Genomic DNA, 23,947 nt, shown 5'->3' with positions numbered 1-23,947 from the left:
AAAAGAGGGTATCGATAGTAACCGGTGTGTGCTATTTTGACGGTTATGGGTGATACGTCGTTCTTATCGGCTTTTACTGTTGGGGATGCCGCGAAACAGCCACGTGGAAATCCGTATGCTCCGCTTCTGGTGCAGGCTGCGGCATATGCCCAGACATACCTCTCAACGATCAATGACCGTCATGTCGGTATTCCCGAAGCAGCGTTTCAGGCAATGCATGTGTTGGGAGGTGAGATGCCGGAAGAGGGGCAGGCGGCGGAAGCGGTGCTGCGTCTGCTGGATGAAGCCGGTTCGCCGGCCACGATGGCGGTGATGGGTGGCCGCTTTTTCGGTGGAGTGATCGGCGGGTCCATTCCGGTAACGGTTGCCGCGCACTGGCTGGCGGATGCATGGGACCAGAATGCGTGTCTTTGTGAGCTGTCTCCTGTCTCGGCCTATCTCGAAGAAGTGGTACTCGCATGGCTGATCGATCTTTTTGAGTTGCCTGTGGATTCAGGTGGAGCGCTGGTAACGGGAACGCAGATGGCCGATGTGACGGCGCTTGCCGCGGCCCGGCACGCGTTGCTTCAAGGCGTTGGATGGGACGTAGAAGGCGATGGCATGTTCGGCGCGCCGCCCATCGCGGTGATTGTGGGCGAGGAAGTGCATGCCACCATGCTGAAGGCGCTTGCCCTGCTGGGTTTTGGCCGGGAGCGCGTCCATCGAGTGCCAGTGGACAACCAAGGTAGGATGCGTGCTTCGCTGATCCCGCGGATCGAAGGGCCAGCAGTGATCTGCGCACAGCTTGGGAATGTCAACTCGGGGGCCTGCGATTCCATTGCGGAGGTCTGTGAGATTGCAAAGGCAACTGGCGCATGGGTTCATGTTGACGGAGCGTTCGGGCTCTGGGCGAAAGCTACGCCGAAGCGAAGTCATCTTGCGCACGGTCTGGAGCAGGCGGATTCATGGGCGACCGACGGCCATAAATGGCTCAACACGCCGCAGGACTGCGGCATCGCAATTGTCCGCGACAAAGAGGCGCTGCGGAGAGCGATGGCGATCTCCGCGGCCTACTATGGGCCGCTATCTAAACGGGAGCCGATGCAGTGGTGTCCGGAGTCTTCCCGCCGCGCACGTGCGGTGGAGTTGTGGGCCGCCTTGCGCAATCTTGGCAGAAAGGGCATCGCCGCACAGATCGAACGTACCTGTAGCCATGCCGAAGCGTTTGCAGAAGGCCTGCGCAAGGGAGGACTTCGGGTTCTGAACGATGTGGTCCTGAACCAGGTGATGGTTTCTTTCGGCTCTGACGAAGTGACAGAACGGGTGATCGACAAGGTGCAGCGCGATGGCGTTTGCTGGTGTGGAGGGACGGTCTGGAAAGGACAGAAGGCGATGAGGATCAGTGTTTCGTCCTGGGCAACGACTGAGGAGGATGTGCGGATGAGTATCGCAGCCATCCTGCAGGCCTATGAACGAGAGACCTGCAGGATGTTGTAACTCCGGGTCTTACTTCAACGGAATATCAATGACCTCAATCGTGTTTGCAGGCACGTCGTGAGAGAGTTGTGGCTTCCAGGTCGCACTCGACTTCACCGGCTTGATGACGTCAGGGTGTTCGATGGTGTTTGTGATCCAGCGGCTGGCTCCGTGCAGGGTATAGACCGTAGCGCTGCCTGACGCGGCATTGGGAATCTCGAGCGTAAGCGGTTGAGCCGAGCTCGATCCGTTAACCAGTTTGAGGTGGAGGACTTTTTCCGCAGTGGAAACGGTGGCCGACCAGAAGAAGCGTGGGTTCTCCCCGCTCGCTGTGGTCTTCACCGTGTGGTCGCCCAAATGGTTTGCGAAGAGGACCTGGGCATAGTACGAAGGTGATCCATAGGAGCGTATGGCATCGTAGCCGATCAGGTCAGACGACCATTGCATACCGCCTGGATTGACGTTGACCATCAGCGGGGCATATGCGGCCATGACGATCAGGTCGCTATTTCGTTCCATGCCCGCCATGAAGGCGGCGTCTCCGAGCGCGGCGCCGAAGTCGGGTGTTGGGGATCCAGTGCGCGTGGCCCACTCTCCCACGAAGATCTTCGGGCCCTTGCGGTCCGCGTCGTCGTATTTGTGGACCAGGAGGAACATCTCCTCCGGATTCCTGTAGTAATGGTCGTCCTGCACATCAGGATCTCCCTTGGTGTTGGGCGCCGTTGAGATCAGTTTGTATTGGGGGTATTTGGCACGGATCGCCTTTGCGAAGGCCTGGAAGCGTTCGTCATAGGAACCGGATTTATCGAAGTAATCTTCGTTGCCGATCTCGATGTAGTGCAGCGGGAAGGCCGCGGGATGGCCGTTCTTTGCCCGGACCGCGCCCCACTTGGTGCTGGTGTCGCCGGTGACGTACTCGATCTCGTCGAGAGCATCCTGGATGAATGGCTCGAGGTCCTTTCCGGTGACGTGTTCTCCTTTGAGGGAGTAGCCGGCGTAGACGGCCAGTACGGGCTCGATCTTCAGGTCTTCACACCACTCTAGAAACTCGAGCAGGCCCAGGCCGTCGGATGAGGTGTAGTTCCATGGGCTTCGGTGCGTAGGACGATCGACGAGAGGGCCGATGGTCTCCTTCCAGTTGAAGCGCTCCTTGATAGTGTCGCCTTCAAGATAGTTCCCACCGGGAAGCCGCAGAAAGTTTGGCTTCATTGCGGCCATGAGCTCCATCAGGTCGGGACGGTTTCCATTGGCGCGATTGTGATACGTCGGGCCCATCACCGAAACCAGCTGCAATGAGACTGTGCCGGGTTGGTCGAACAGAATCTCAAGGTGATGCTGTGCGGAGGCGGCGATTCCAGACTTCGAGGTCATCTTGAACTCGTATTGCTTCCATGCTGCGCCACTCAAATCTGCTGTGGCCTCCGCAACAGCTTCACCTGTCTGATCGGCGATCAGGCGAATATGCGCTTTCATGGGGGATTCAGCCTTTGCATAGAGTCCGCCGGCGTAGGTGGTGGATGGTTTGACTCCCATCCCCCAGAAACCGGTATTTGCCACGCCTGCTTCATCGCCGGCGCCATGGACCTTGATGGTCACTTTCATGCTTGAGCTAAGTGCCGCCCCGGGGCCATCCAACCCCGCGTCGATCTCAACCTCACCATTGCCGCGAGAGGCCGGCAGCCAGGAGGCGAAGCTTTTGCCCCGGTGCTGGAAGGTGCGGTTGCGAATCAGCTCTGCATAGAGGCCGCCGTCATACGAGTAGTTGATCTCCTCTGTCATCAGGCCATAGAGGGTGGGGCTGACGGGAGAGAGGATTGCGTCGGTTTCGACTTTGAGGGTTGGGCTCTGTGCGGATATCTGGCTGGAACCGAGACCAAGAAACACGGAGGCGATGAGCGGCGTGAGAACTGTCCTGGCGAGGGGGTTCATGCTGTCTCCCGTTAGATTTGGGTCGTGGATCTTTGGGGTAAACGTTTTCTAGAAAGACGACGATACGAGCCGCCATTAGCCTTGTCAAGCAACCCTTTTCTGCGGCTGCCTAGGATTGGCATCGAATGGGCCTACCAATAGATAAGGCGCTCGCACCTGTTGCAGGGCTGGGCTCGTATCTACGAACGAAAAAATGGAACCCGCCTGCCGTGGCTGGAGCAGAGGGCTGCGATCCGCGAAAATCCTTGGGTTTTATCCATCCAGAGTCGCAGGTGAACTGTGGATGATTGGCTAAGAGCTCCTTGTTCCCGGCTGACAAAAGGCCCGCTTCGAAAACTCCCGTTGACACCTTTTCTTCAAAGGTAGTACCTTTTGTCCCGATTTTGAGGGAGGCGGATTTGAAAGCCTGTACCTCGCATCGGGGGGAAGTGATGGTTCGCTATATGCTGCTCAAAAAAATTGCCAGGTCGCTAGGAAGCGCCGCGTTTGCATCTCTCTTCATGGCTGTATCCGCACTAGGGCAGGTAGATCAGGGGCGCTTCGTTGGCCATGTAGCCGATCCGCAGGGAAGTGCTGTGGTCAACGCCGCTATCAGCGCCACGAATCTCGATACCAACATCACGCAGACGGCAAAGACCGACGAGAACGGCGACTACGTGATTACGTCGGTTGTGGCTGGCAACTACACGGTAAAGGTCGCTGCACAGGGTTTTGAAGGGGCGGTGACCCAACGGATTGAGGTGCAGGTCGCGCAGATCGTTCGCCAGGACTTCAGTCTTAAGATCGGCTCAACCAGCGAGACGATTGAGGTGAGCACCACTGCTCCGCTGTTGAGCACGGACAGTGCAACAGTCGGACAGGTGATCACGAATAAGCAGTTGACGGAGCTTCCGATCAACGGGCGAGGATTCTATCGTTTGGCATCTCTGACTCCGGGAGCGGCGCTGTTGCCGCCTACAGGGAATTCGCTTGCCATCCGTCCGGAGGTTGTGAACGGAAACGTTATCAGCGGAATCCGCGGCAGCGCTACCTCGTTTCTACTGGATGGCAACGATGTGAGCGAACAGCACCAGGGCGGAACCTTCATTCAAACATCCATTGATGCGCTGCAGGAGTTTTCTGTGCAGCAGAGCCCGTACTCCGCTGAATATAACCGTGGCGGCGCCTTCTTCAACGCAACGGTGAAATCCGGAACCAATCGTTTCCATGGTGGATTGTTTGAGTTCCTGAGAAACGAGAAGCTCGATGCACGTAACTTCTTTTCTCCTACCCGGGCAATCCTGAAGCGCAATCAGTTCGGAGCCTCGCTTGGCGGGCCTCTCTTCATCCCGAAGTTTTACAGTGGCCGGGATCGCACCTTCTTCTTCGTCAACTATGAAGGGCAGCGGCTGCGCAACGGCCTGGTGGTCAACATGATTGTTCCCTCCGATGCGCAACGCTCCGGGAACTTCGGCTCGAAGACGATTCGGGATCCGCAGACTGGACTGCCGTTTACAAGCAATACGATTCCCACGAACCGTCTTTCGTCCCAGGCATTGGCCATTCAGCAGTACATCCCGCGGCAGAACACCTCTTCGGGAACCTTTGCCGCCGTACCCTCGCAGGCAATCGACTTCGATCAGTACATCGTGCGGCTTGATCATCAAGTGACGGCGAAGAACCGTCTCTTTGCGCGCTGGGTATATGTGACGAACCATGAGGTCGATCCGAACAATGCGCCCGCGCTGGGGACAGCCAATCTGACCTCGATCGGACAGGATATTGCGGCGGGGCTGATCACGAATTTCGGGTCGACGATGGTGAACGAGATTCGCTCGCACTTCCTGCCCAGCCATGTGCGGCTGCAGGCGTTTTTGCAGGGGCCGGACTTCAACGCAAAGTTTGGCGTCACCGGGTTAAGTGAGACGCTGAGGGATGGAAAGAGCTCATTCCCTGACTACAGTTTCAGTGGATATTCCTCCATCCAGGGATCGACCTTCGACCAGCGTCCGAAGTCGCAGGATCGCAAGGCATGGGAGATCAGCGATAACTTCACCATCTTGAAGGGAAAGCAATCCATCAAGATGGGCACGCTGGTCCGCTACTACCAGTGGCTAGGCTATGACAGCCAGATCTACGCCGGCTCTTTCGGTTTCAGCGGAAGCGCCAGCGGAGACGCCTATGCAGACTTTCTGCTGGGCCTGCCGAATACTGGAAGCCGCGCCTTCCCCGCGATCAACTTCGGAGGGCGGGTCTGGTCGAAGCAGTTCTATGTGCAGGACGACGTCCGCCTGGGACGGCTGACGCTGAACCTCGGCCTTCGCTATGAGTACACACCCTGGCTGGATGGCTACAAAGGCCAGGTTGGAACCTTCGATCCATCTCAGTCGAGACCGATCATTGTCTCCGGTGACGGCACCGCACCGGACCTGACGGCGCAGCCTGCAGCCCCTACGGCCTATCAGTTCTTCGGCCAGTACATCCAGACCACGGCACAGGCAAAGCTTCCGAAGAATGCAACCTATACGGACAAGACCCAGTTCGGCCCGAGAATCGGGCTCGCCTATTCCCTGGATAACAAGACCGTGATCCGTGGTGGATTCGGAATGTTCTACGAGCCGGAGGGAACCAGCGGCCGAGTTAACCTGAACACTTTGCCGTTCCGCCTCTCGGAGACGGTAGCGCAGACCCAGTACTCCGTGAATCCAAGGACCCTTGCCGACTACTACCAGGGTTCGAAACTTGGCTCGACGACGGCGAATCCCACCCTGTCGCCTACACGGCTCTATCTAAACATGGGAACAAACATCCACTACAGCCTGAATATTCAGCGGCAGTTTTCGAACCACGATGTCCTGGAGATCGGCTATGTGGGCAATCGCGGAGTCCATCTGAACGGGACGAACGATATCAACATCCCCGCTCCAACCACCGGTACGGCTTCGGTACAGTCTCGCCGGCCGTATCAGCCATGGGGAAATATCACGTACAACACGCAGGATGTCACCAATCACTATGACTCACTGCAGACCAAGTACGAGCATCGTTTCCATGGCGGCTTTAGCCTGCTTACTGCTTATACCTATTCGAAGACATTGCAGTACAACCAGGCCTCTGCGCTTGGTGGCAACTCTGCGTACGAGTATGCGCTTGCTGCTTATGACGTGCCCCATAACCTGGCCATGAGCGGACAGTATGAGCTTCCGTTCGGCCGTGGAAGAAAGATGTTGGGCAATGCGAACGGGTTCGTTGACTCCTTCATCGGGGGATGGCAGGTGCAGGGTATTGTCATTCTGCGCAGTGGAACGCCGTTTACACCGGTTGTGTCGGGTGACGTGGCAAAGACCGGCGTTGGGAGCCAGAGACCGAATCTGAATCCTGCGGGAGGTTCGACGAGCTTTAAGAAATCGCTGACAAAGTGGTTTGATACCTCGCGCTATGTGGTCGCTCCAACCGGAACCTATGGCAATGTGAGAGCCAATACGCAGCGCAGTGACATGTTCCGTCAATACGACGCATCGATCTTCAAGAACTTCGCCCTTCCCGGCGAAAGCATTCTGTCGTTCCGTGCGGAGTTCTTCAATGTGTCGAACACGACCAGCTTTGCAGCTCCGAATGCGACTATCGATGCAACGGCTGGAGGGCAGGTCAGCTCGACTGCGGTGAATCCTCGCAGCATTCAACTCGCACTGAAGTATCGGTTCTAAACCGAAGAAGGCCGCCCGCGATATATGCGGGCGGCCTTCGCGTGGACAACGACTTTTGTCAGGTCGAAGCTTTCAAACGGCGAGGTGCAGCGGTCTTGATGGGCTTTTCTGAAGGACGCTTCGTGCGCAGATGTTCGTGCAGGACGCGTTCCGACTCGCGCTGGCGGCCCCTGAGCAAGAGATTGTTGGCATCGTTCAGGTGGTCCGTCATCAGCTTCTGTGCCAGCTCCGCATCCCGCTGTTTAATCGCGTTGAAGATGGGCTTGTGAAATGCCAGCGTGTGTTCCAGCTCAACCAGCTGTGATGTCACCAGCATGACATTGAGCATGGCCCGGTGGATAAGGTGAAACAGCCGCTCGCTCAAACGATTGCCCGAGGCAATGAAGATGGCTCGATGGAACAACAGGTCCGAAGCGACCATTTGAAAGTGGTCGCCCTTGCTGTTTTCGAAGTCATCGAGAGATTGCTTGAGGAGCGCGATATCGGCCGAGTTGGCATGCTCGGCGGCGCGTGCCGCCAGTGCCGGCTCCATGATCAGACGCATCTCCATCAGCTCCTGCCAGGAGATGTCGTCCAGCAGGAAGAGAAACTCCATCGGTACGGCCAATACGGAAGAAGCGTCGGGATTCAGGTAGCTGCCGTCTCCGACTTTCTGTTGGATGACGCCCATGATCTCCAGGACTTTAAGTGCTTGTCGAAGAGACGACCGTGCAACACCGAAGTGCAGCGCGAGTTCACGTTCAGAAGGCAGCTTCGACCCCGGCGAGAGCAATCCGTCGCTCAGCATTTGCTGAAAACGAAGGATCAGAAGATGAGTGACATCTCCTTTGTCCTTGCCCCCGGGCGTCATCAGAGACAATCTCGTTTTACCGCGTCCACGCATGTCGTAATGGTGCACGAAGAATCCCGGAGCAGCAAGCATTCTTCTGCGAAGACCGGGAAAGAGCTTGACAGGAATTCTCTAATGGTACTACCTTTGGCGCATTCGAATACCTCGCATGAAGGGGATGTAATGCAGCTCAACAAACTCAGCCAGGTGGCTTTTGTGTTGGCGGCGTCTGCCGGTGTCGTGAGTGCTCAGGGTACGGTTCCCGCGCCGTTGCCGGCGTCGAGTGAAAAGCCGGTTGCCATTTCTGTGGATCTATCCAAGCCGGTTGCGCCCAATAAGCCGATCTATAGCTGGTTTGGCTATGACGAGGGCAACTACACCACCATGCGCGATGGGAAGAAACTACTGCGGGAGCTGCGTGACCTTAGTCCGGTGCCGGTCTACATTCGCGCGCATCACCTGTTGACCTCTGGAAATGGAGTAGCGGAGCTGAAGTGGAGCTCGACCAACATCTACAGTGAAGACGCCAACGGGAAGCCAGTTTATGACTTCAAGATCATCGACGGCATCTTCGACGAGTACAAAGCGGCCGGTGTGCGGCCGATGGTGGAACTCGGCTTTATGCCGAAGGATCTGGCAGCGACGCTTCCGGACCGGAAGGAATATCAGGTCCATTATCCGAAGAGCGCCATCTCCGGAGCATCCAACAATCCTCCGAAGGACTACAAGAAGTGGGGCGAGCTGGTGCGTGTGCTGACCGCCCATCTGGTCGAGCGCTACGGCCGTGAGACGGTTCTCCAGTGGTATTTCGAGGTGTGGAACGAGCCCGACATCGACTACTGGCACGCCACCCCCGAGGACTACTGGAAGTTGTATGACTATGCGGTTGCTGGTGTGCGGTCTGCACTGCCCGGCGCCAGGGTAGGTGGCCCTGCGACGACCAGCCCGCGTTCGGACAAGGCGCAGAAGTTTCTACAGAACTTCCTGGAGCATGTGAACACGGGTAAGAGCGCGGCAACGGGTGGCGTGGTGCCTTTGGACTTTATCTCCTTCCACGTGAAAGGGCAGCCCACCATTACCAATGGTCACGTACAGATGGGCATTGATCGGGAGCTGAAGGATGCGGACCGCGGGTTTGCGACGATCGCCTCGTTTGTTAAGTTCAAGAACCTGCCGATCATTCTAAGCGAGGCGGATCCGGAGGGATGCGCGGCGTGCTCCAGCAAGGTCAACCCAGCCAACAACTATCGCAACGGCACGCTCTATCCCGCATATACAGCAGCGGCCTACAAGGCGCTCTTCGAGCTGCAGGACAAGCACAAGGTCAACCTGATCTCGATGCTGAGCTGGTCGTTTGAGTTTGAAGACCGGGAATACTTCGAGGGCTTCCGTTCGCTCTCTTCGAATGGAGTCAACAAGCCCGTTCTCAATCTCTTCCGCATGCTTGCCCTGATGGGGCCCACTCGAGTGGCGACGTCGAGTGACGGAAAGGTACCGCTGGAGAACCTGGTGGCGAGTGGTGTGCGGGAAGCCGCCGATGTCGATGCAATGGCCACGACCGGAACGCGTCGTGCCGATGTGCTGCTGTGGAACTATCATGATGCCGATGAGCCGGCTGCCGCGGCACCGACCAGCGTTTCTATTACCGGACTTCCGGTGACGGCGAAGCGCGTGCTGGTCAAACACTTCCGCATCGATGCCAATCACAGCAATGCATACACTGTGTGGAAGGCGATGGGATCGCCGCAGCATCCGACCTCGGAGCAATATGCCGAGTTGGTGAATAAGGCAGGCCTGCAGCTTCTCGATTCACCTGTCTGGATGGATGTGGTGAACGGACAGATCAAGGTCAGCACGGAGCTGCCGCGCGAGTCCATCTCTCTACTGCAGGTGAGCTGGTAAAGGTAAAGGGCGATGACGATGGCCACGACCATGCGGGGTGAGCGCAACCGTCTGCTGGAGACGCGCTGGTACTACATCGTACTGGTGACGGCGGCCATCGCCGTCAGCTACTTCGATCGGCAGACGATTTCGGTAGCGATTGCCGCCATCCAGCATGTGATACCGATATCAGAGCAGCAGTTTTCCTATCTGCAGACAGCATTTCTACTCGCATATGCGGTGATGTATGTCGCCGGGGGACGGCTTCTGGATCGCATCGGTACGCGGCGCGGATTCCTGCTGATCATGCTGTGGTGGTCGTTGGCATGTGCGCTTCATGGCTTCGCGCGCAACTTCACCTGGTTATTGGGGATGCGGTTCCTGTTGGGCATGGGCGAAGGCGGAGCGTTTCCGGCTGCAACCCGTGTTGTGGCGGAGTGGATGCCGCGAGAGCAGCGTTCGACGGCGATGGGACTGATCAATGCCGGCACGGCCTTCGGCTCCGTATTGGCGCCGCCGTTGATCGGAGCCCTCATCCTCAATACCGGGTGGCGTTCCGTCTTCTTTGTCGCCGGGGCTATCGGTATGGCGTGGACGCTCTGGTGGACACTGAGTTACCGCAATAATCCCGCAACCTTGACGATGAGTACGCAGGATGCTCGCCTGCTCGCGGAGAAGTTGTCGCTGCGTGAGATCGTAGGCGTGCGTAGCGTCCAGGTGCTGGTCTTCGCTAAGTTCATGAGCGATTCGGCATGGTTTTTCCTGCTCTTCTGGTTGCCGAAATATCTCTATGATGCCCGTGGCTTTGATATAAAACACGTCAGTTATTACGCATGGATTCCTTATGCTGCGTCAGGTGTGGGCAGCTTTCTGGGCGGATACTTTTCCGCTCAGCTGTTACGACGCGGGCGCTCACTCAACTTCTCGCGCAAGCTGGTGCTTGGCATCAATGCGGCGACCATGCCAGTGGTGATGCTGGTGCCCTTCGTTCCGGTAAGCGCAGCGATCTTCCTCTTCAGCCTCGCCTTCTTCTCGCAGCAGTCATGGTCGGGATTGATCATGACTATTCCCGCAGATGTCTTTCCGCTTTCGGCGGTCGGGACTGTCGCCGGATTGGTTGGCTTCGGCGGATCGATGGGCGGAGCGATCTTCGGCATAATTGCGGGTCGTATGTTGCAGCACGGCTTCAGCTATACGGCGTTATTTTTTCTTGTCGGTACCTTCCACCTGATCGGCTTCCTGGCTCTGGCATGGCTGGGAGGCAGGATTCAACCACTTCGTTCAAAAGACCTCCGGGAGATAGAGAGCCTCGCATGAAGATCACTGAAGTCCGTACACGTGTTGTGCAATGGGAAGGTGAGACGGTTCCGTTGCCCCCGCATTTCTGCACCAACCCCATGGACCTGGTCAGCTTTCGGCAGGCATCGATGGGTAACTTCGCTTTTCATGGGTGGGTGCTGGTAGAGATCTTTACGGACAACGGTCTCGTAGGACTTGGCAACGCGGCGCTGTCGCCGCAGGTGACCAAGACTCTGATCGATACCTATCTGAAACCCTTGTTGATCGGAGCCGATCCCTGGGATGTTGAGTTCCTCTGGCAGCAGATGTATCGGCGGACGCTGGCTTTTGGGCGCAAGGGGGTAGCGCTGACGGCGATCTCGGCGGTAGATATCGCGCTCTGGGACCTGTTGGGCAAAGATGCAAAGCAACCGGTCTTCCGTCTGCTGGGCGGACGCACCAAAGACCGGATTCCCGTCTATGCCAGCCGCCTTTATGCGATGCCGATTCCTGAACTACGTGCTGAAGCACAGCGCTATAAGAATGAGGGCTACAAGGCGATGAAGCTTCGCTTTGGTTGGGGTCCGCTGGATGGCGCGGAGGGCATGCAGAAGAACCTGGAACTCATTCGCACGGTAAGAGAGGTGGTCGGCGACGGTGTCGATATCATGGCCGATGCTTACATGGGATGGACACTGGACTACGCCAAGCGAATGCTGCCGCTGTTGGAGCCATTTCATCTGCGCTGGCTGGAAGAGCCTGTCATCCCAGATGACACCCGCGGATATAAGGAATTAAAAGCGTATGGCCGGGTCCCGATCGCGGGCGGCGAGCACGAGTTCACCATCTTCGGCTTCCGTGAGCTGCTTGAGAATAACGCCCTCGACTACATTCAGTTCGACACGAATCGCGTGGGCGGCATCAGCCAGGCCCGGAAAATCTCGGCCCTGGCGGAATCATTCCAGATTCCGGTCGTGCCGCATGCAGGACAGATGCATAACTATCATGTCGTGATGGCGAGCCTGAACTCGCCGATCGCCGAGTTCTTCCCCAAGGTCGATGTTGAGGTAGGAAACGAGCTGTTCTGGTACATCTTCGATGGCGAGCCAGTTCCGACAGATGGTCATATCAATCTGGATGAGAGTAAGCCGGGACTCGGTCTGACGGTCAACGAAGATTCACTACGGCAGTTCCACGTGATTGGATAAACGATGGCTCTTCATCTGGTTCAGCTCACAAACGGGGTTCAGCGCCGGGTCGCACGTGTCGATGGCGACGGACTGATGTGCCTCAGCAACGTGTCATCCGTATACGATCTGGCGCGTGATTGTGTTCGCGTACGACAGCCACTCGCGGCGTATGCCGAAGCGCTGGATGTGGACGCGACGTTACGGTATGAACCGATCTACTCAGGGCAGTCGGAGTGGCGTCTGCTGCCACCGGTGGATGTGCCGGGGAATCCGTCGCGCTGCATCGTTTCCGGAACTGGTCTTACGCACCTGGGCAGCGCCGCATCGCGCCAGGCCATGCATGCGATGCAGGCTGAGGCGATGACAGACAGCATGCGCATGTTTCAGTGGGGCCTGCAGGAAGGGAACCCCGGAAAAGGAAAGGTCGGCATTGCTCCGGAGTGGTTCTACAAAGGAACCGGCACGATGGTGCGTGCTCATCTTCAACCGCTCGATGTGCCGTTTTATGCCGAGGACGGTGGTGAAGAAGCCGAGGTCGCCGGTATCTACTTCATTGACGATGAGGGCATGCCGCAAAGGCTGGGGTTTGCCGCGGGTAATGAATTTTCAGATCATGTTTTTGAGAAGAAGAACTACCTGAACCTTGCCGGCTCGAAGCTGCGGTCCTGTGCCCTGGGGCCGGAACTGGTGGTTACCGACGATTTCAAACAGGTACCCGGCAGGGTTTCGATCGAGAGAGAGGGCAAAGAGCTCTGGTCTGCGGCGATCGAGACGGGGGAAGAGGCGATGTGTCACAGCCTCCAGAATCTGGAACATCATCATTTCAAGTTTGAAAACCATCGTATTCCGGGCGACCTGCACGTGCACTTCCTTGGCGCCGCCGCGCTCAGCTTCAGCAACAACGTTAGTCTGGTAGATGGCGACTGGATGCGGGTTGCGTTCGAGGGCTTCGGGCGGCCGTTGCGAAATCCACTACGAGTGGCAACGCCGCAGCGTGATCGCTTGATCACTGTGCACTCACTCGCCTAGAGCATTTTCCCTGTTGCTGGGTATCCCGGAAGGGGAGTGCAGCGGCGTTTTCATTGCGGAAAACGCCCATAGATACGGAAGCCCTACACTACACCTGCAGGGAAAATGCTCTAGCCGATACCAGGAGAATGGCATGAAGAAGATTGCTTTGCTGGGTTTGGGGACGATGGGCGCCGGTATGGGAAAGCGCCTGCTGGATGCGGCATTCTCACTGGCGGTCTATAACCGTACGGCTGCCAAAGCCGAAACTCTTCGGGAGGCCGGCGCTGTTGTAGCTGCTTCCCCGGCTGAGGCTGCTCGCGAGGCGGAGGTCGTGATCTCCATGCTGGCTGACGACCAGGCGTCGCGAATGGTTTGGATGGGCGACGAGGGTGCGCTCGCATCGGTGTCCGCCGGCGCCATTCTGGTGGAGTGCGGTACGGTGACTCCGGGCTGGGTGCAGGAACTGTGTCATGCAGGGCAGGAGAAAGGGTGCGTCCTGCTGGACGCTCCTGTGACCGGCAGCAGACTGCAGGCCGCGGGAGGAGAGCTCACCTTTCTCGTAGGTGGGCCTGCGGCGCAGCTTGAGGCGACTAGGCCGGTACTGGAGGCTATGGGAAAGAAGATCGTCCATGTAGGTCCTTCAGGCAGCGGAAGCCGCCTGAAGTTAGTCAACAACTTCCTGTGTGCGGTGCAGCTCGCCTCCCTGGCGGAGGCGGTTGGATGGATGGAGCGCGCCGGGCTGGATATGCACCTTTCTCTGGATGCGTTGTGTACCGGTGCTCCCGGAAGTCCGCTGCTGAAGGGAATGTCTCAACGCATGATGAAACGCGACTACCAGGTCAATTTTCTACTCCGGCTTCTGGGCAAGGACGTCCGGTATGCGCAGAAAGACGCCCAGGAGACCGGCATTCCTCTCCACACGGCGGGCAGCACGCTGGACCTCCTGGAGAGAGCGAAAGAATTGGGCTACGGAGAACAGGACATGTCCTCCGTCGTGGAACAGTTCCGCAACGGTAAGGGATAGAACAGCTTTAAAGCAAGGTGAAACGCTTCTCCTGGCGGGTGATTCGATGTCCTTACAGGAGGGTATGATACTACCAAGGCGCAAACACAAACGTTTGTCTAAAGCAAACGATGCGACCTGTCTTCCTGAAACAATGGCTGGATTTCGGGGAATACTGAGCTGTTACGTTATGTAACAGCTTGGAACTTCCCGTGGGCAGGACTCAGGAACGATAGTTCTCAGCCATGCGGAGAATGAGGAGGTTTAGCCTCGTCTCCACACTGGTTTTGAAAACTGGACTTCCGACAAGGCTACCCATGAAGCATCTTTCGAGATGTACCTCCACCCCTCTGGCCCTCTTTTGTTTCCAGCCCCAAGATGTACGCAGCCTGCAAACGGCATTAGAGCATTTTTCCTGTTGCTGGGTGTTCCGAGAGGAGCGTGCAGTGGCGTTTTCATTGAGGAAAACGCCCATAGATGCACAAGCCCTGCACTATACCGACAGGAAAAATGCTCAATCGCCAGACGGCTGATAGACCCTCGCTGTCTTATTTGAACCAGATCACATCCCAGATCCACCCCAACGGAACATACAAGGAAGCGCACCGAAGACTTCCTGACCTCCCGTCTGCGGCTTCCTGCGCCCCTGCACCTTTGGCGGCGTTCGGATCGCCCGCGATACAGCAATAGCACCATCGAAGTTTATTTCTGGAGGAGCTTATGAAAAGGCCCATGCAGGTCTTTTGGCTTGCGGCGATGATGATGATTTTTGTGTCATCCCTGGCAGCGCAAACATACTATGTTTCGCCGAATGGCAGTGACAGCAATAATGGGACCTCGACCGCTACCCCCTGGCAGTCGATCAGCAAGGTCAACAGCTTTGTCTTCCCGCAGGGAAGCTCGGTTTCGTTTCAGGGAGGGCAGACCTTTACGGGATGTCTGGTCTTCAATACGGCGAATGTCCCTGCGTCGTCAGCTTCGACGCCATTTACCGTGAACTCCTATGGTGCAGGTGTTGCGACGATTCAATCGAACTGCTCCGGAACAACCGGCGCCGCGGTCACGGTCGATAACGTCAGCGGTTTCTACTTCAACGGGTTGAAGGTGGTGAATGGAAGCAGCACCATCTATGGGATCCTGTTGGAAAACCAGACCTCGAATTCGCCGACCCAGACCATCGTGATTGAAAACTCTGAAGTGACTGGGTTCGGGCCGGTAAGCGGAAGTGCGAACGGTGGAGAGATCTGGATCATTGGATACGCCCTGAACGGCAACAATGGTCCACTGAACAACATTCAGATCCTGAATAATTCACTGCATGGCGCCACGGTGACTTCCGCCGATGGCGGTGGCGTCAATGGATGGGGCTACGGAAAGAACGTCACGAACGTCCTGGTTCAAGGAAACACCATCTACAACAATGGCATGGTGGCCGCGGCTACGTGGGCAGGCATCGGCGCCGATGGATGGAACGGAGGCCTGATCCAGTACAACATTCTGCATGACATTGGCGCCAATGTGACCTCGTGCGGTGGAACCTCCGGTATCGAAGTCTATACTTCGAATAACATCACGATTCGCTATAACGAGGTCTATAACATTCAACCGTCGCCGAGCTTTACCAAAGGGTGCGACTGGGATGGAATTGACCTGGACGGTGGCACCACCAACTCTCTGGTTGAGTACAACTACACGCATCACAACGCCGGCAGCGGATTTCTCGCCTACACCTCCAAGCCAAGTGGGTACACCTGGGGGCCGAATGTCTATCGCTACAACATCTCAGAGGACGACGACTGGGCTAAGGCACAGGGGGCTCTGTTTGATGTGGTGCCAAATGTGCCGGCGAATGCGCTCTCCATCTATGGCAATACGTTCTTCAGCAACATCTCGCAGAATACGAAGTCGACCTCCAGCGCCTGTTTCAACTTTGGGAATGGTGGTGGAACCTGGGCAAGCGGCTCTCTGATTGCAGACAACATCTGCTACATGAATAACCATGACCAGTACGGCAGAAGCGGGAACTTTTATTACAACCCATATAGCCAGAGTGGGATGACGCTTCAGAACAATCTGTATTATGCGGGAACCACGCCAACCTGGCGTTGGGGCGGGACGTCTTACACCACGCTCGCCGCATGGACGGCGACTGGTTTGGAAACGAGTCCGGCGTACGGTAACCCTCTGTTCAGCAGCGGTGGTAACGGCGGAACTTGCAGCTGGTCTCCTCTTCTGGGCAATGGACCACAACCGTGTCCCTCGGCCTATGCACTTCAGTCCGGTTCTCCCGGATTGGGGACGGGAGCTGCCATCACAGGCAACGGCGGCGTGGACTACTACCAAAGTGCCTTGACCAGCCCGCCGAGTATCGGCGCCTACTCTGGCACAGGCGGAGGGGGCGGCGGCGGAAGCACCACACCTCCGGGAACGCCGACGGGTCTGACGGCGACGCCGACATCCGTGAGCAAGGTAAGTCTGACATGGTCTCCATCCACGAATGCGTGGAGCTACAACATCTATCGCAGCCTGACGAGCGGATTCACTCCGTCCCCGTCGAACCTCGTCGCGCAGGGAATTGCTGGTTCTCCCTATACCGATACTGGTCTAACGCATGCCACGACCTATTACTACGTCGTGCAGGCAGTGAACGGGGCCGGTACTTCAAGCCCATCGAACGAGGCATTCGCGGCGACCTTCAGTCAGCAGCAACTGCAGTACTATGTCTCTCCGAATGGGAACGAAAGCAATGACGGCACAACGTCATCAACCCCATGGCAGACGATTGCTAAGGTGAATAGCTTTACTTATCCGGAAGGAAGTACTGTTTCCTTCGAGGGAGGCCAGACCTTCGTTGGATGCCTGGTCTTTACCAGAACCATCGTGCCGACCTCCTCGGTACAGAATCCCTTTACCGTGACCTCCTATGGCGGAGGAGTGGCTACCATTCAGTCCTCGTCGAGTTGCTCCGGGAAGAACACCGCTGCGATTATCGGGGACAACATCAATGGATTCACCGTGGATACTTTGAAGGTCGTGAATGGAGCGAGTACGAACTGGGGCATCCTGTTGCAGAACAGTTCCGTCAGTTGGGCGACCCAGGGAATCACCGTCAAAAATTCCGAGGTGTCGGGATTTGCAACGACCGGCGGGCAGAGCGGAGGAGAGATCTGGATCCTTGGCTATGCCCTGAATGGGAACAATGGTCCCCTCAACAATATCCAGATCCTGAACAATACTCTCCACGGAGCAGATCCGACATCTACGGATGGGGCTGGAGTGGCCGGCTGGGGATATGGGCGCAATATTACCAACGTGCTAATGCAGGGCAACACCGTTTACAACCTGGGAAGTCCCGCCCCTTATGCCGGCTTAAACGCCAATGGTGTGAACGGTGCGGTTATTCAATACAACCTTATCCATGATGTTGGGGCAAACGTTACCACGTGTGGTGGAACGAGCGGCATCGAGACCTACAACGCGAACAATATCTTCATCCAGTACAACGAGGTCTACAACGTGCAGCCGTTGCCTGCGTTTACGACAGGCTGCGATTGGGACGGCATCGATCTTGATGGAGGCACAACCAACTCGACCGTTCAATATAACTACACCCATCACAATGGCGGCGCTGGAATACTGGGGTATGATGGCAACCCCAGCGGCACCACATGGGGACCAAATACATTCCGCTACAACATCTCTGAGAACGATGACCTGGTGCGAGGTATCGGCGGGCTCTTTGGCCTGACGCCGAATCCTGCACCGAATCCCGTGTATGTCTACGGCAATACCTTCCTCAACAACATTGCACAATCGTCTATCTCGACAGATCCAAGTGCGTGTTTCTATCTGCCGATGTGGAACGGTTCCGGCACATTTGCATCGGGATCGATGATTGAGAACAACATCTGCTATATGGCGAATCCAAACTCCGCCAACAATGTGGAGTTTCTCCGTGACGTGAATACGATCAGCGGGCTCACGTTCAGCAATAATCTCTACTACACTCCCAACAATCCACAGTGGATATGGAATGGAATAACTTATACCACTGCATCTTCGTGGGCCTCTTCTGGCAGCGAATCAAGTCCGGTATATGGTGACCCTCTGCTCAACAGCGCCGGTAATGGCGGCACATGCACCTGGACGGCTTCGCTGGCGAACGGTCCGCAGCCATGCCCTGCAGGATATGCGTTGCAGCCGGGCTCTCCAGCAGCAGGGGCAGCTGTGGCTGTCTCTAACAACGGCGGGGTGGATTACTATCAAAATCCGCTTACAACACCTCTCAGCATTGGCGCCTATTCGGGAAGCGGTAATTGCCGGACGGGACTCTGGTGCCTGCAGGTTGCAGTGCCGTCCAGCCCAAACTGGACCTCTACGCATCAGCAGATATCGGTGGCAGCCAATCAAACCTATGTAGCCAGCGTGTGGATCAAGGGATCGGGTTCGGTGGAACTGGATGCAATGTACAACTCCACCAACCTGGCTAGTGTGAAATGCACGGCGACTTCCACATGGACACAGTGCTCAACTCCGGCATTCAGCACGGGAAGCTATACCAGCTTGAGGTTCCAGCTCAAGGACTCCTATTCGGGCGTCGGGACGCTGATCGCCGACGACTGCTTTATGGGGGTTGCTGGAGGAACAAATGTCTTGTCAAATCCCGGATTTGAAAGTGGTCAGACGGGATGGGGCATTGACGCCGGCGGAGCATCGACCTGGGTGATTGCGCAGTTCTAACCTGGTACGTGCGATAGCTAGAAGGGCCCTGCCGGTAACCCGGCAGGGCCTTTCTGCATTTTGAACGAGGGAATAGAGAATTGTGCGTAGTTTGATGTGTGCGGCACGCGACAGAAAAGACTTGGATAACTTTTAAAAAAAATCGCAACTTGTTTTACAAACAGATGTTATATCTGTTGCCTCTTCCCAACAGGGCAGCCTCGTCGCCGACTGCTGAGCATTGGGCGCCCCGACGTACAGACAGGAGTCTGGCGCTATGCGTTCTTGTGTCTCTTTTCACCCTGGTTCCTGTTGTCTATTTCGCATCGTGTTGATGAGTGTGGTGTCTCTGCCGCTCCTTACTGGATGTGGAGGTGGCCGATCCGCACCTGCGGGTCCCGTGACGGTCACTATCACGGGAGGGGGCCAGGTTCGCCTGGGTTCCACCACGCAGTTAACCGCAGCGGTCTCGAACACGAGTCAGACTAGTGTTACCTGGCAGGTGAACGGAACCGCAGGCGGCTCGTCGGCAATCGGGACGATCTCGGCTTCCGGACTCTACACCGCACCGATCATCCTGCCCAGCCCGAATACAGTAACCATCACGGCGGTAAGTCAGGCATCTTCGTCGGCAACAGCTTCTGTGACGGAGTCAATTCTTAACCCGCTTCCTGTTGTCAGTTCTGCCACGGTGATCGGTCTTGGACCGGCGTATACCGTCACGGTCACAGGAACTGGCTTTGTAAGTGGAGCCCAGGTCCAGATTCAGGGGCAGACCGTTTCCCCCGCACTGACTACAGCAACGCAACTGACGGCAATCTGTACGTTGAACCTCGCCCAGGGTGTCAACACGATCCCCGTGACTGTTATTAATCCCGACCCCGGTGGATCGGCGTCATCTTCAGTGAATGCACAGGTGACAGTCCAGGCAGCCGTTACTGCCGCCGCCCGCCTGCTGGATCAGGCCACCTTTGGGCCGACCTTGCCCGATATTCAACACGTTGTATCCATCGGTGTTGACGGATATCTGAACGAACAGTTCGCGATGCAGCCCACGACGCTGGCGTTATTTCCAACGACTCCGCCGACCGTCTGTGCAACGACTCTTGTGCCCTGTCTGCAGTCGGAATGGTGGCAGGCAACACTTACGGCCCCCGATCAGCTTCGTCAGCGGGTCGCATTTGCTCTTGCCGAGATGTTTGTCATTTCGACGAATTCGGTTAATTCGCGTGCGGTCGCGGCCTTTCAGAACGTCTTGGTGAATGACGCCTTCGGAAACTTCTCCACCATCATGAAAGATGTAACGCTCTCACCGGGAATGGGCGCTTACCTCAATATGTTGAACAGCAACAAACCGGGCACTGTAAATGGAGTTCCACAGATTGCCAACGAGAACTACGCCCGCGAACTAATGCAATTGTTCACCACCGGTCTGTTTCTGCTGAACGATGACGGCACCCCTAAGCTGGATAGCAGCAATAATATGATCCCGGCTTATACACAGGACCAGGTGCAGGCGTTTGCACGCGCCTTTACGGGATGGACGTATGCCACGTCGACCGGCGGTAGTCCTGCGAAGTTCCCAAACGGGACCGCAAACTATACGATGCCGATGGCTGCTGTCGACGCCAATCACGACACTGCTGCCAAAATCCTGTTGAGCGGTACTACGCTGCCGGCAGGACAGAGTTCCATGCAGGATCTTGATGGTGCACTGAATAACATCTTTACCCATCCGAATGTGGGCCCGTTTGTTTGTCGCCAGTTGATCCAACATCTGGTGGCTAGTAATCCGAGCCCCGCTTATGTGCAGCGTGTCGTTGCCGTGTTCGCAAACAACGGGAACAATGTGCGTGGAGATATGAAGGCTGTCGTTCGTGCGATTCTCACCGACAAGGAGGCTCGCGCGGGCGATACCGATCCCGCGGCGGAGGGCGGTCATCTTCGAGAGCCCGTGCTCTGGCTGGCCAACATGATGCGCGGTTTGGGATTTACCAACAACGATGCCGTAGCGGGAAACGATGTTGTGGCAAACGCGTCCTACAACACTCTTGGGAATTACACGGCGAATCTCAGCGAAAAGCCGTATGCCTCCCCCAGCGTCTTTAACTTCTTCCCTCCGGAATATGTCATTCCCGGTACGTCTACAAATGCTCCCGAGTTCAGCCTGGAGAACACGGCAAGCGTGGTATTGCGTTTGACCCTGGCAAATACGGTTGTCTCCAACAAGATTTCGGGCTTTAGCGTTGATCTTTCAGCGAAGAGCTCGTGGGGTACGCTAGCGGCTAAACCGGGGGATCTTGTCGATGCGCTTGGCCTTCTCTTCATGCACGGTCAGATGCCATCCCAGATGCGTACGGCCATCGTCAACCACATCAGCTCGTTGACTGATATGGGGCAGCGTGTTCGCGTTGCACTGTACCTGGTAACTACGTCATCGCAATACAAGATTCTGCACTAGTCAAAAGGAGTTCCGGTTATGCGTCCTTCGCGCCGTAGTTTTATTCGCTATGCATCGCTGGCGGCTGCAGGCAATGCAGTAGGTCTTCGTCCATTTGGTGCACTCAACGCCCTGGCACAATCGACACAGGACTACAAGGCATTGGTCTGCGTCTTCCTGTATGGCGGCAATGACGCGAACAACACATTTATTCCGTACGACGCGGCTGGCTATAACAGCTACGCGGGCGTTCGGGGGCCGCTGGCGCTTGCTCAGAACCAGCTTCTTCCCTTGAATGCTCTTCCGGCTTTTGCCTTGAATCCGAATCTTCCTGACATTCAGGCGCTTTTCAACAGTAACAATGCCGCCATTGTGGCGAATGTGGGCACCCTGATAAAGCCGATTACGAAGGCCCAATACCAGGCAAACCAGTCGCTTCCCAGTAATCTCTTCTCCCACCCTGACCAGCAGTTGGAGTGGCAGAACGCCGCGCAGAGCGGTGCGACCCCGACGGGATGGGCCGGCCGGATTGCCGATGTGCTGAATACGACGTATAACCCAAACGGTCTGATACCAATGATTACTTCTGTGGCTGGCGACACACTCTTCTGCAATGGCCAGGCGAGCACACCGGTGTCCATTAGTCCGGGAAATCTGGGCGCTGCAGGATGCTCAGAAAGTACAGCGGAGTGTAACGCGCGGCAGGCAACGGCCCAGGCGTTGTTGACGTTCAGCAGCGGGTTAACACTGGTGCAGGCAGATGATGCAATTACGGCGAATGCGTACAACTATTCCAGGATTCTGGCTGCCGCCACGGCTTCGGTTCCCAAGCTGCAGACTGTATTTCCAGCGAACAACGGACTTGCCGCGCAGCTTGCACAGGTGGCGCAGGTTATCCAGGTTCGCGCGGCCCTGGGCGTGAGCCGTCAGATCTTCTTTGCCGGGATCGGTAACTTCGATACCCACTCCGATCAGCTCACGCTGCAGAGCACGCTGCTGTCTCAGATCAGCCCTGCAATTGCGGCCTTCTATCAGGCGATCCAGGAGCTAGGCGTGACATCCAATGTGACGACCTTTACGATGTCAGACTTCAGCCGGACGTATCAGCCTAACTCCAACACAGGGAGTGACCATGCATGGGGATCGCATCATTTCGTGATTGGCGGTGCGGTGAAAGGCGGAAAGATGTACGGAACCTTCCCGACACTGGCGCTTGGCGGTCCAGATGATTCCGGCTCCAATGGACGTTGGGTTCCGACGACGGGGACGGTGCAGTATGCTGCGACGCTGGCGCAATGGTTCGGTGTGAGTGCTGCGCAGCTTCCACTCGTCTTCCCGAACATTGGAAGCTTCAGCACCAGCAATCTGGGGTTTGTATAGAGATCGTGCTCGCCTGGAACTACTCCAGATAAGCCGTATGCAGCCATCCAGTTGATGGCGGAGACACGGCGTCAGACGGAACGCGAACATCGGGGCGCCAAAGCCTGAAAGCACGCAGATCGCTGCACCACACCAGCTGCCGTATTCAGACCGCGAACGTTACATTTTGCGTCCTGGCCTGTTTATTGAAGTGCGAGCAGGGCAGAAAGCTCTGTACCGGAATCTGGTTGAGAAAGGGAGTTTGTAATCGCTTCGGGCGCCAGGGGATAGGAGAAAAAATATCCCTGCGCGAATTCGCATCCCAGAGACCGTATCTTGTCGGCCTGTTCCTTGGTCTCGATTCCTTCTGCGACCAACTCCATCCCCAATTGATGACCGAGAGTAATGATCAGTTCAACGATTCTGCCTGGATTGCGGAGGGAGTCTACCGACGAGATGAAAGACCGGTCGATCTTAAATGTATCCAAAGGGAAGTGGTGGAGATAGCTTAGCGAGGAAAAGCCCGTCCCGAAGTCGTCGCAGCTAATCCCGACACCGATCTCCTTCAGCTTTTTGAGGGTGATTTCCGCCTGAGCCGCATTGGTCATGGTGAGGGTTTCTGTGATCTCAACGGTCATGAACTCCGGTGCAAGACGAGTCTCTTCCAGCATGGACGAAATAGAGTTCAGAAGATCGGGGTCCGCAAATTGCTTTGCCGAGACGTTCACCGAGTGTTGAAGCGGCGGTTCCACTCTTCGATCTGGGCGCAGGCCTGGCGCATCACCCAGGCTCCGAGCGGAATAATCAGCCCCATCTCTTCGGCTGCGGAAATGAAGTGCCCTGGAGCGACGATGCCGATTCCCGGCCTGTCCCATCGCAGGAGAGCCTCAAATCCATGCACGGTTTCTGTATCGAGAGAGACAATCGGCTGGTAATGGACACGGAACTGTTCGCGCTCAAAGGCGCTTCGCAGGTCACTCTCCAATTTACGCCGATTGACACCTCTGTTATGAAGCTCCGGATCAAAGAGCCGATGCTTTCCTCGGCCTCCCAGTTTAGCCTCGTAGAGCATTTCCCTGTTGCTGGCTATTCGGGAGGGGTGTGCAGCGGCCGTTTTCACTATGGAAAACGCCCATGAACGCAGAAGCTCTACAGGGAAATGCTCTA

At 56.5% G+C, this 23,947-nt stretch carries 12 protein-coding genes and 1 pseudogene; 10 read left to right on the top strand and 3 right to left on the bottom strand.

Annotated elements, in window-relative coordinates:
- Window positions 1–45 precede the first annotated feature (45 nt).
- A complete protein-coding gene (locus tag AB4Y89_RS18255; protein ID WP_442302422.1) occupies window positions 46–1,476 on the top strand; it encodes a pyridoxal phosphate-dependent decarboxylase family protein in 1,431 nt (476 codons plus the stop codon).
- 9 nt (window positions 1,477–1,485) lie between these two features.
- Here the strand turns inward: AB4Y89_RS18255 and AB4Y89_RS18250 are convergent, their stop codons facing one another.
- Window positions 1,486–3,384: an alpha-L-arabinofuranosidase C-terminal domain-containing protein gene (locus tag AB4Y89_RS18250; protein WP_442302370.1), complete on the bottom strand. Its 1,899-nt coding sequence runs from the start codon at window positions 3,382–3,384 to the stop codon at window positions 1,486–1,488.
- A 500-nt stretch (window positions 3,385–3,884) separates the two neighbouring features.
- Here AB4Y89_RS18250 and AB4Y89_RS18245 point away from each other — a divergent pair, with 500 nt between their 5' ends.
- The gene (locus AB4Y89_RS18245; RefSeq protein WP_442302369.1) at window positions 3,885–7,070 is read left to right on the top strand and encodes a carboxypeptidase regulatory-like domain-containing protein; all 3,186 of its coding nucleotides are present in this window, start codon (window positions 3,885–3,887) and stop codon (window positions 7,068–7,070) included.
- 58 nt (window positions 7,071–7,128) lie between these two features.
- On the opposite strand, the gene AB4Y89_RS18240 is transcribed toward AB4Y89_RS18245, so the two are convergent.
- Entirely contained in the window at window positions 7,129–7,992 is an 864-nt protein-coding gene (locus tag AB4Y89_RS18240) for a FadR/GntR family transcriptional regulator (protein WP_442302368.1), read from the bottom strand.
- A 90-nt stretch (window positions 7,993–8,082) separates the two neighbouring features.
- On the opposite strand from AB4Y89_RS18240, the gene AB4Y89_RS18235 reads away from it, so the two are divergent.
- The 8 genes from AB4Y89_RS18235 to AB4Y89_RS18200 all read left to right on the top strand — a co-directional run bounded on the left by AB4Y89_RS18235 (window position 8,083) and on the right by AB4Y89_RS18200 (window position 22,801).
- A complete protein-coding gene (locus tag AB4Y89_RS18235; RefSeq protein ID WP_442302367.1) occupies window positions 8,083–9,801 on the top strand; it encodes a GH39 family glycosyl hydrolase in 1,719 nt (572 codons plus the stop codon).
- A gap of 12 nt (window positions 9,802–9,813) precedes the next feature.
- Complete coding sequence (locus AB4Y89_RS18230) at window positions 9,814–11,097, top strand: MFS transporter (RefSeq protein ID WP_442302366.1); 1,284 nt, start codon at window positions 9,814–9,816, stop codon at window positions 11,095–11,097.
- On the top strand, window positions 11,094–12,266 hold the full coding sequence (locus tag AB4Y89_RS18225; RefSeq protein WP_442302365.1) for an L-rhamnonate dehydratase: 1,173 nt from the start codon (window positions 11,094–11,096) through the stop codon (window positions 12,264–12,266). The genes AB4Y89_RS18230 and AB4Y89_RS18225 overlap by 4 nt, the downstream gene beginning before the upstream one ends.
- Window positions 12,267–12,269: 3 nt before the next feature.
- Window positions 12,270–13,277: an AraD1 family protein gene (araD1, locus tag AB4Y89_RS18220; protein WP_442302364.1), complete on the top strand. Its 1,008-nt coding sequence runs from the start codon at window positions 12,270–12,272 to the stop codon at window positions 13,275–13,277.
- A 13-nt stretch (window positions 13,278–13,290) separates the two neighbouring features.
- Entirely contained in the window at window positions 13,291–14,283 is a 993-nt protein-coding gene (locus AB4Y89_RS18215; RefSeq protein ID WP_442302363.1) for an NAD(P)-dependent oxidoreductase, read from the top strand.
- Window positions 14,284–14,982: 699 nt separating this feature from the next.
- Window positions 14,983–19,002, top strand: coding sequence for a right-handed parallel beta-helix repeat-containing protein (locus AB4Y89_RS18210; protein WP_442302362.1), 4,020 nt, complete (start codon window positions 14,983–14,985; stop codon window positions 19,000–19,002).
- A gap of 379 nt (window positions 19,003–19,381) precedes the next feature.
- A complete protein-coding gene (locus AB4Y89_RS18205; protein WP_442302361.1) occupies window positions 19,382–21,442 on the top strand; it encodes a DUF1800 domain-containing protein in 2,061 nt (686 codons plus the stop codon).
- An 18-nt stretch (window positions 21,443–21,460) separates the two neighbouring features.
- The gene (locus AB4Y89_RS18200) at window positions 21,461–22,801 is read left to right on the top strand and encodes a DUF1501 domain-containing protein (protein WP_442302360.1); all 1,341 of its coding nucleotides are present in this window, start codon (window positions 21,461–21,463) and stop codon (window positions 22,799–22,801) included.
- 182 nt (window positions 22,802–22,983) lie between these two features.
- On the opposite strand, the pseudogene AB4Y89_RS18195 reads toward AB4Y89_RS18200, so the two are convergent.
- Window positions 22,984–23,852, bottom strand: a pseudogene (locus AB4Y89_RS18195) (putative bifunctional diguanylate cyclase/phosphodiesterase).
- Window positions 23,853–23,947 lie beyond the last annotated feature (95 nt).

Source organism: Terriglobus sp. 2YAB30_2, assembly GCF_052114765.1.
GTDB lineage: Bacteria > Acidobacteriota > Terriglobia > Terriglobales > Acidobacteriaceae > Terriglobus.
Note: the sequence above shows the minus strand (reverse complement) of the source record. Positions and strands in the feature narration are given on the sequence as shown.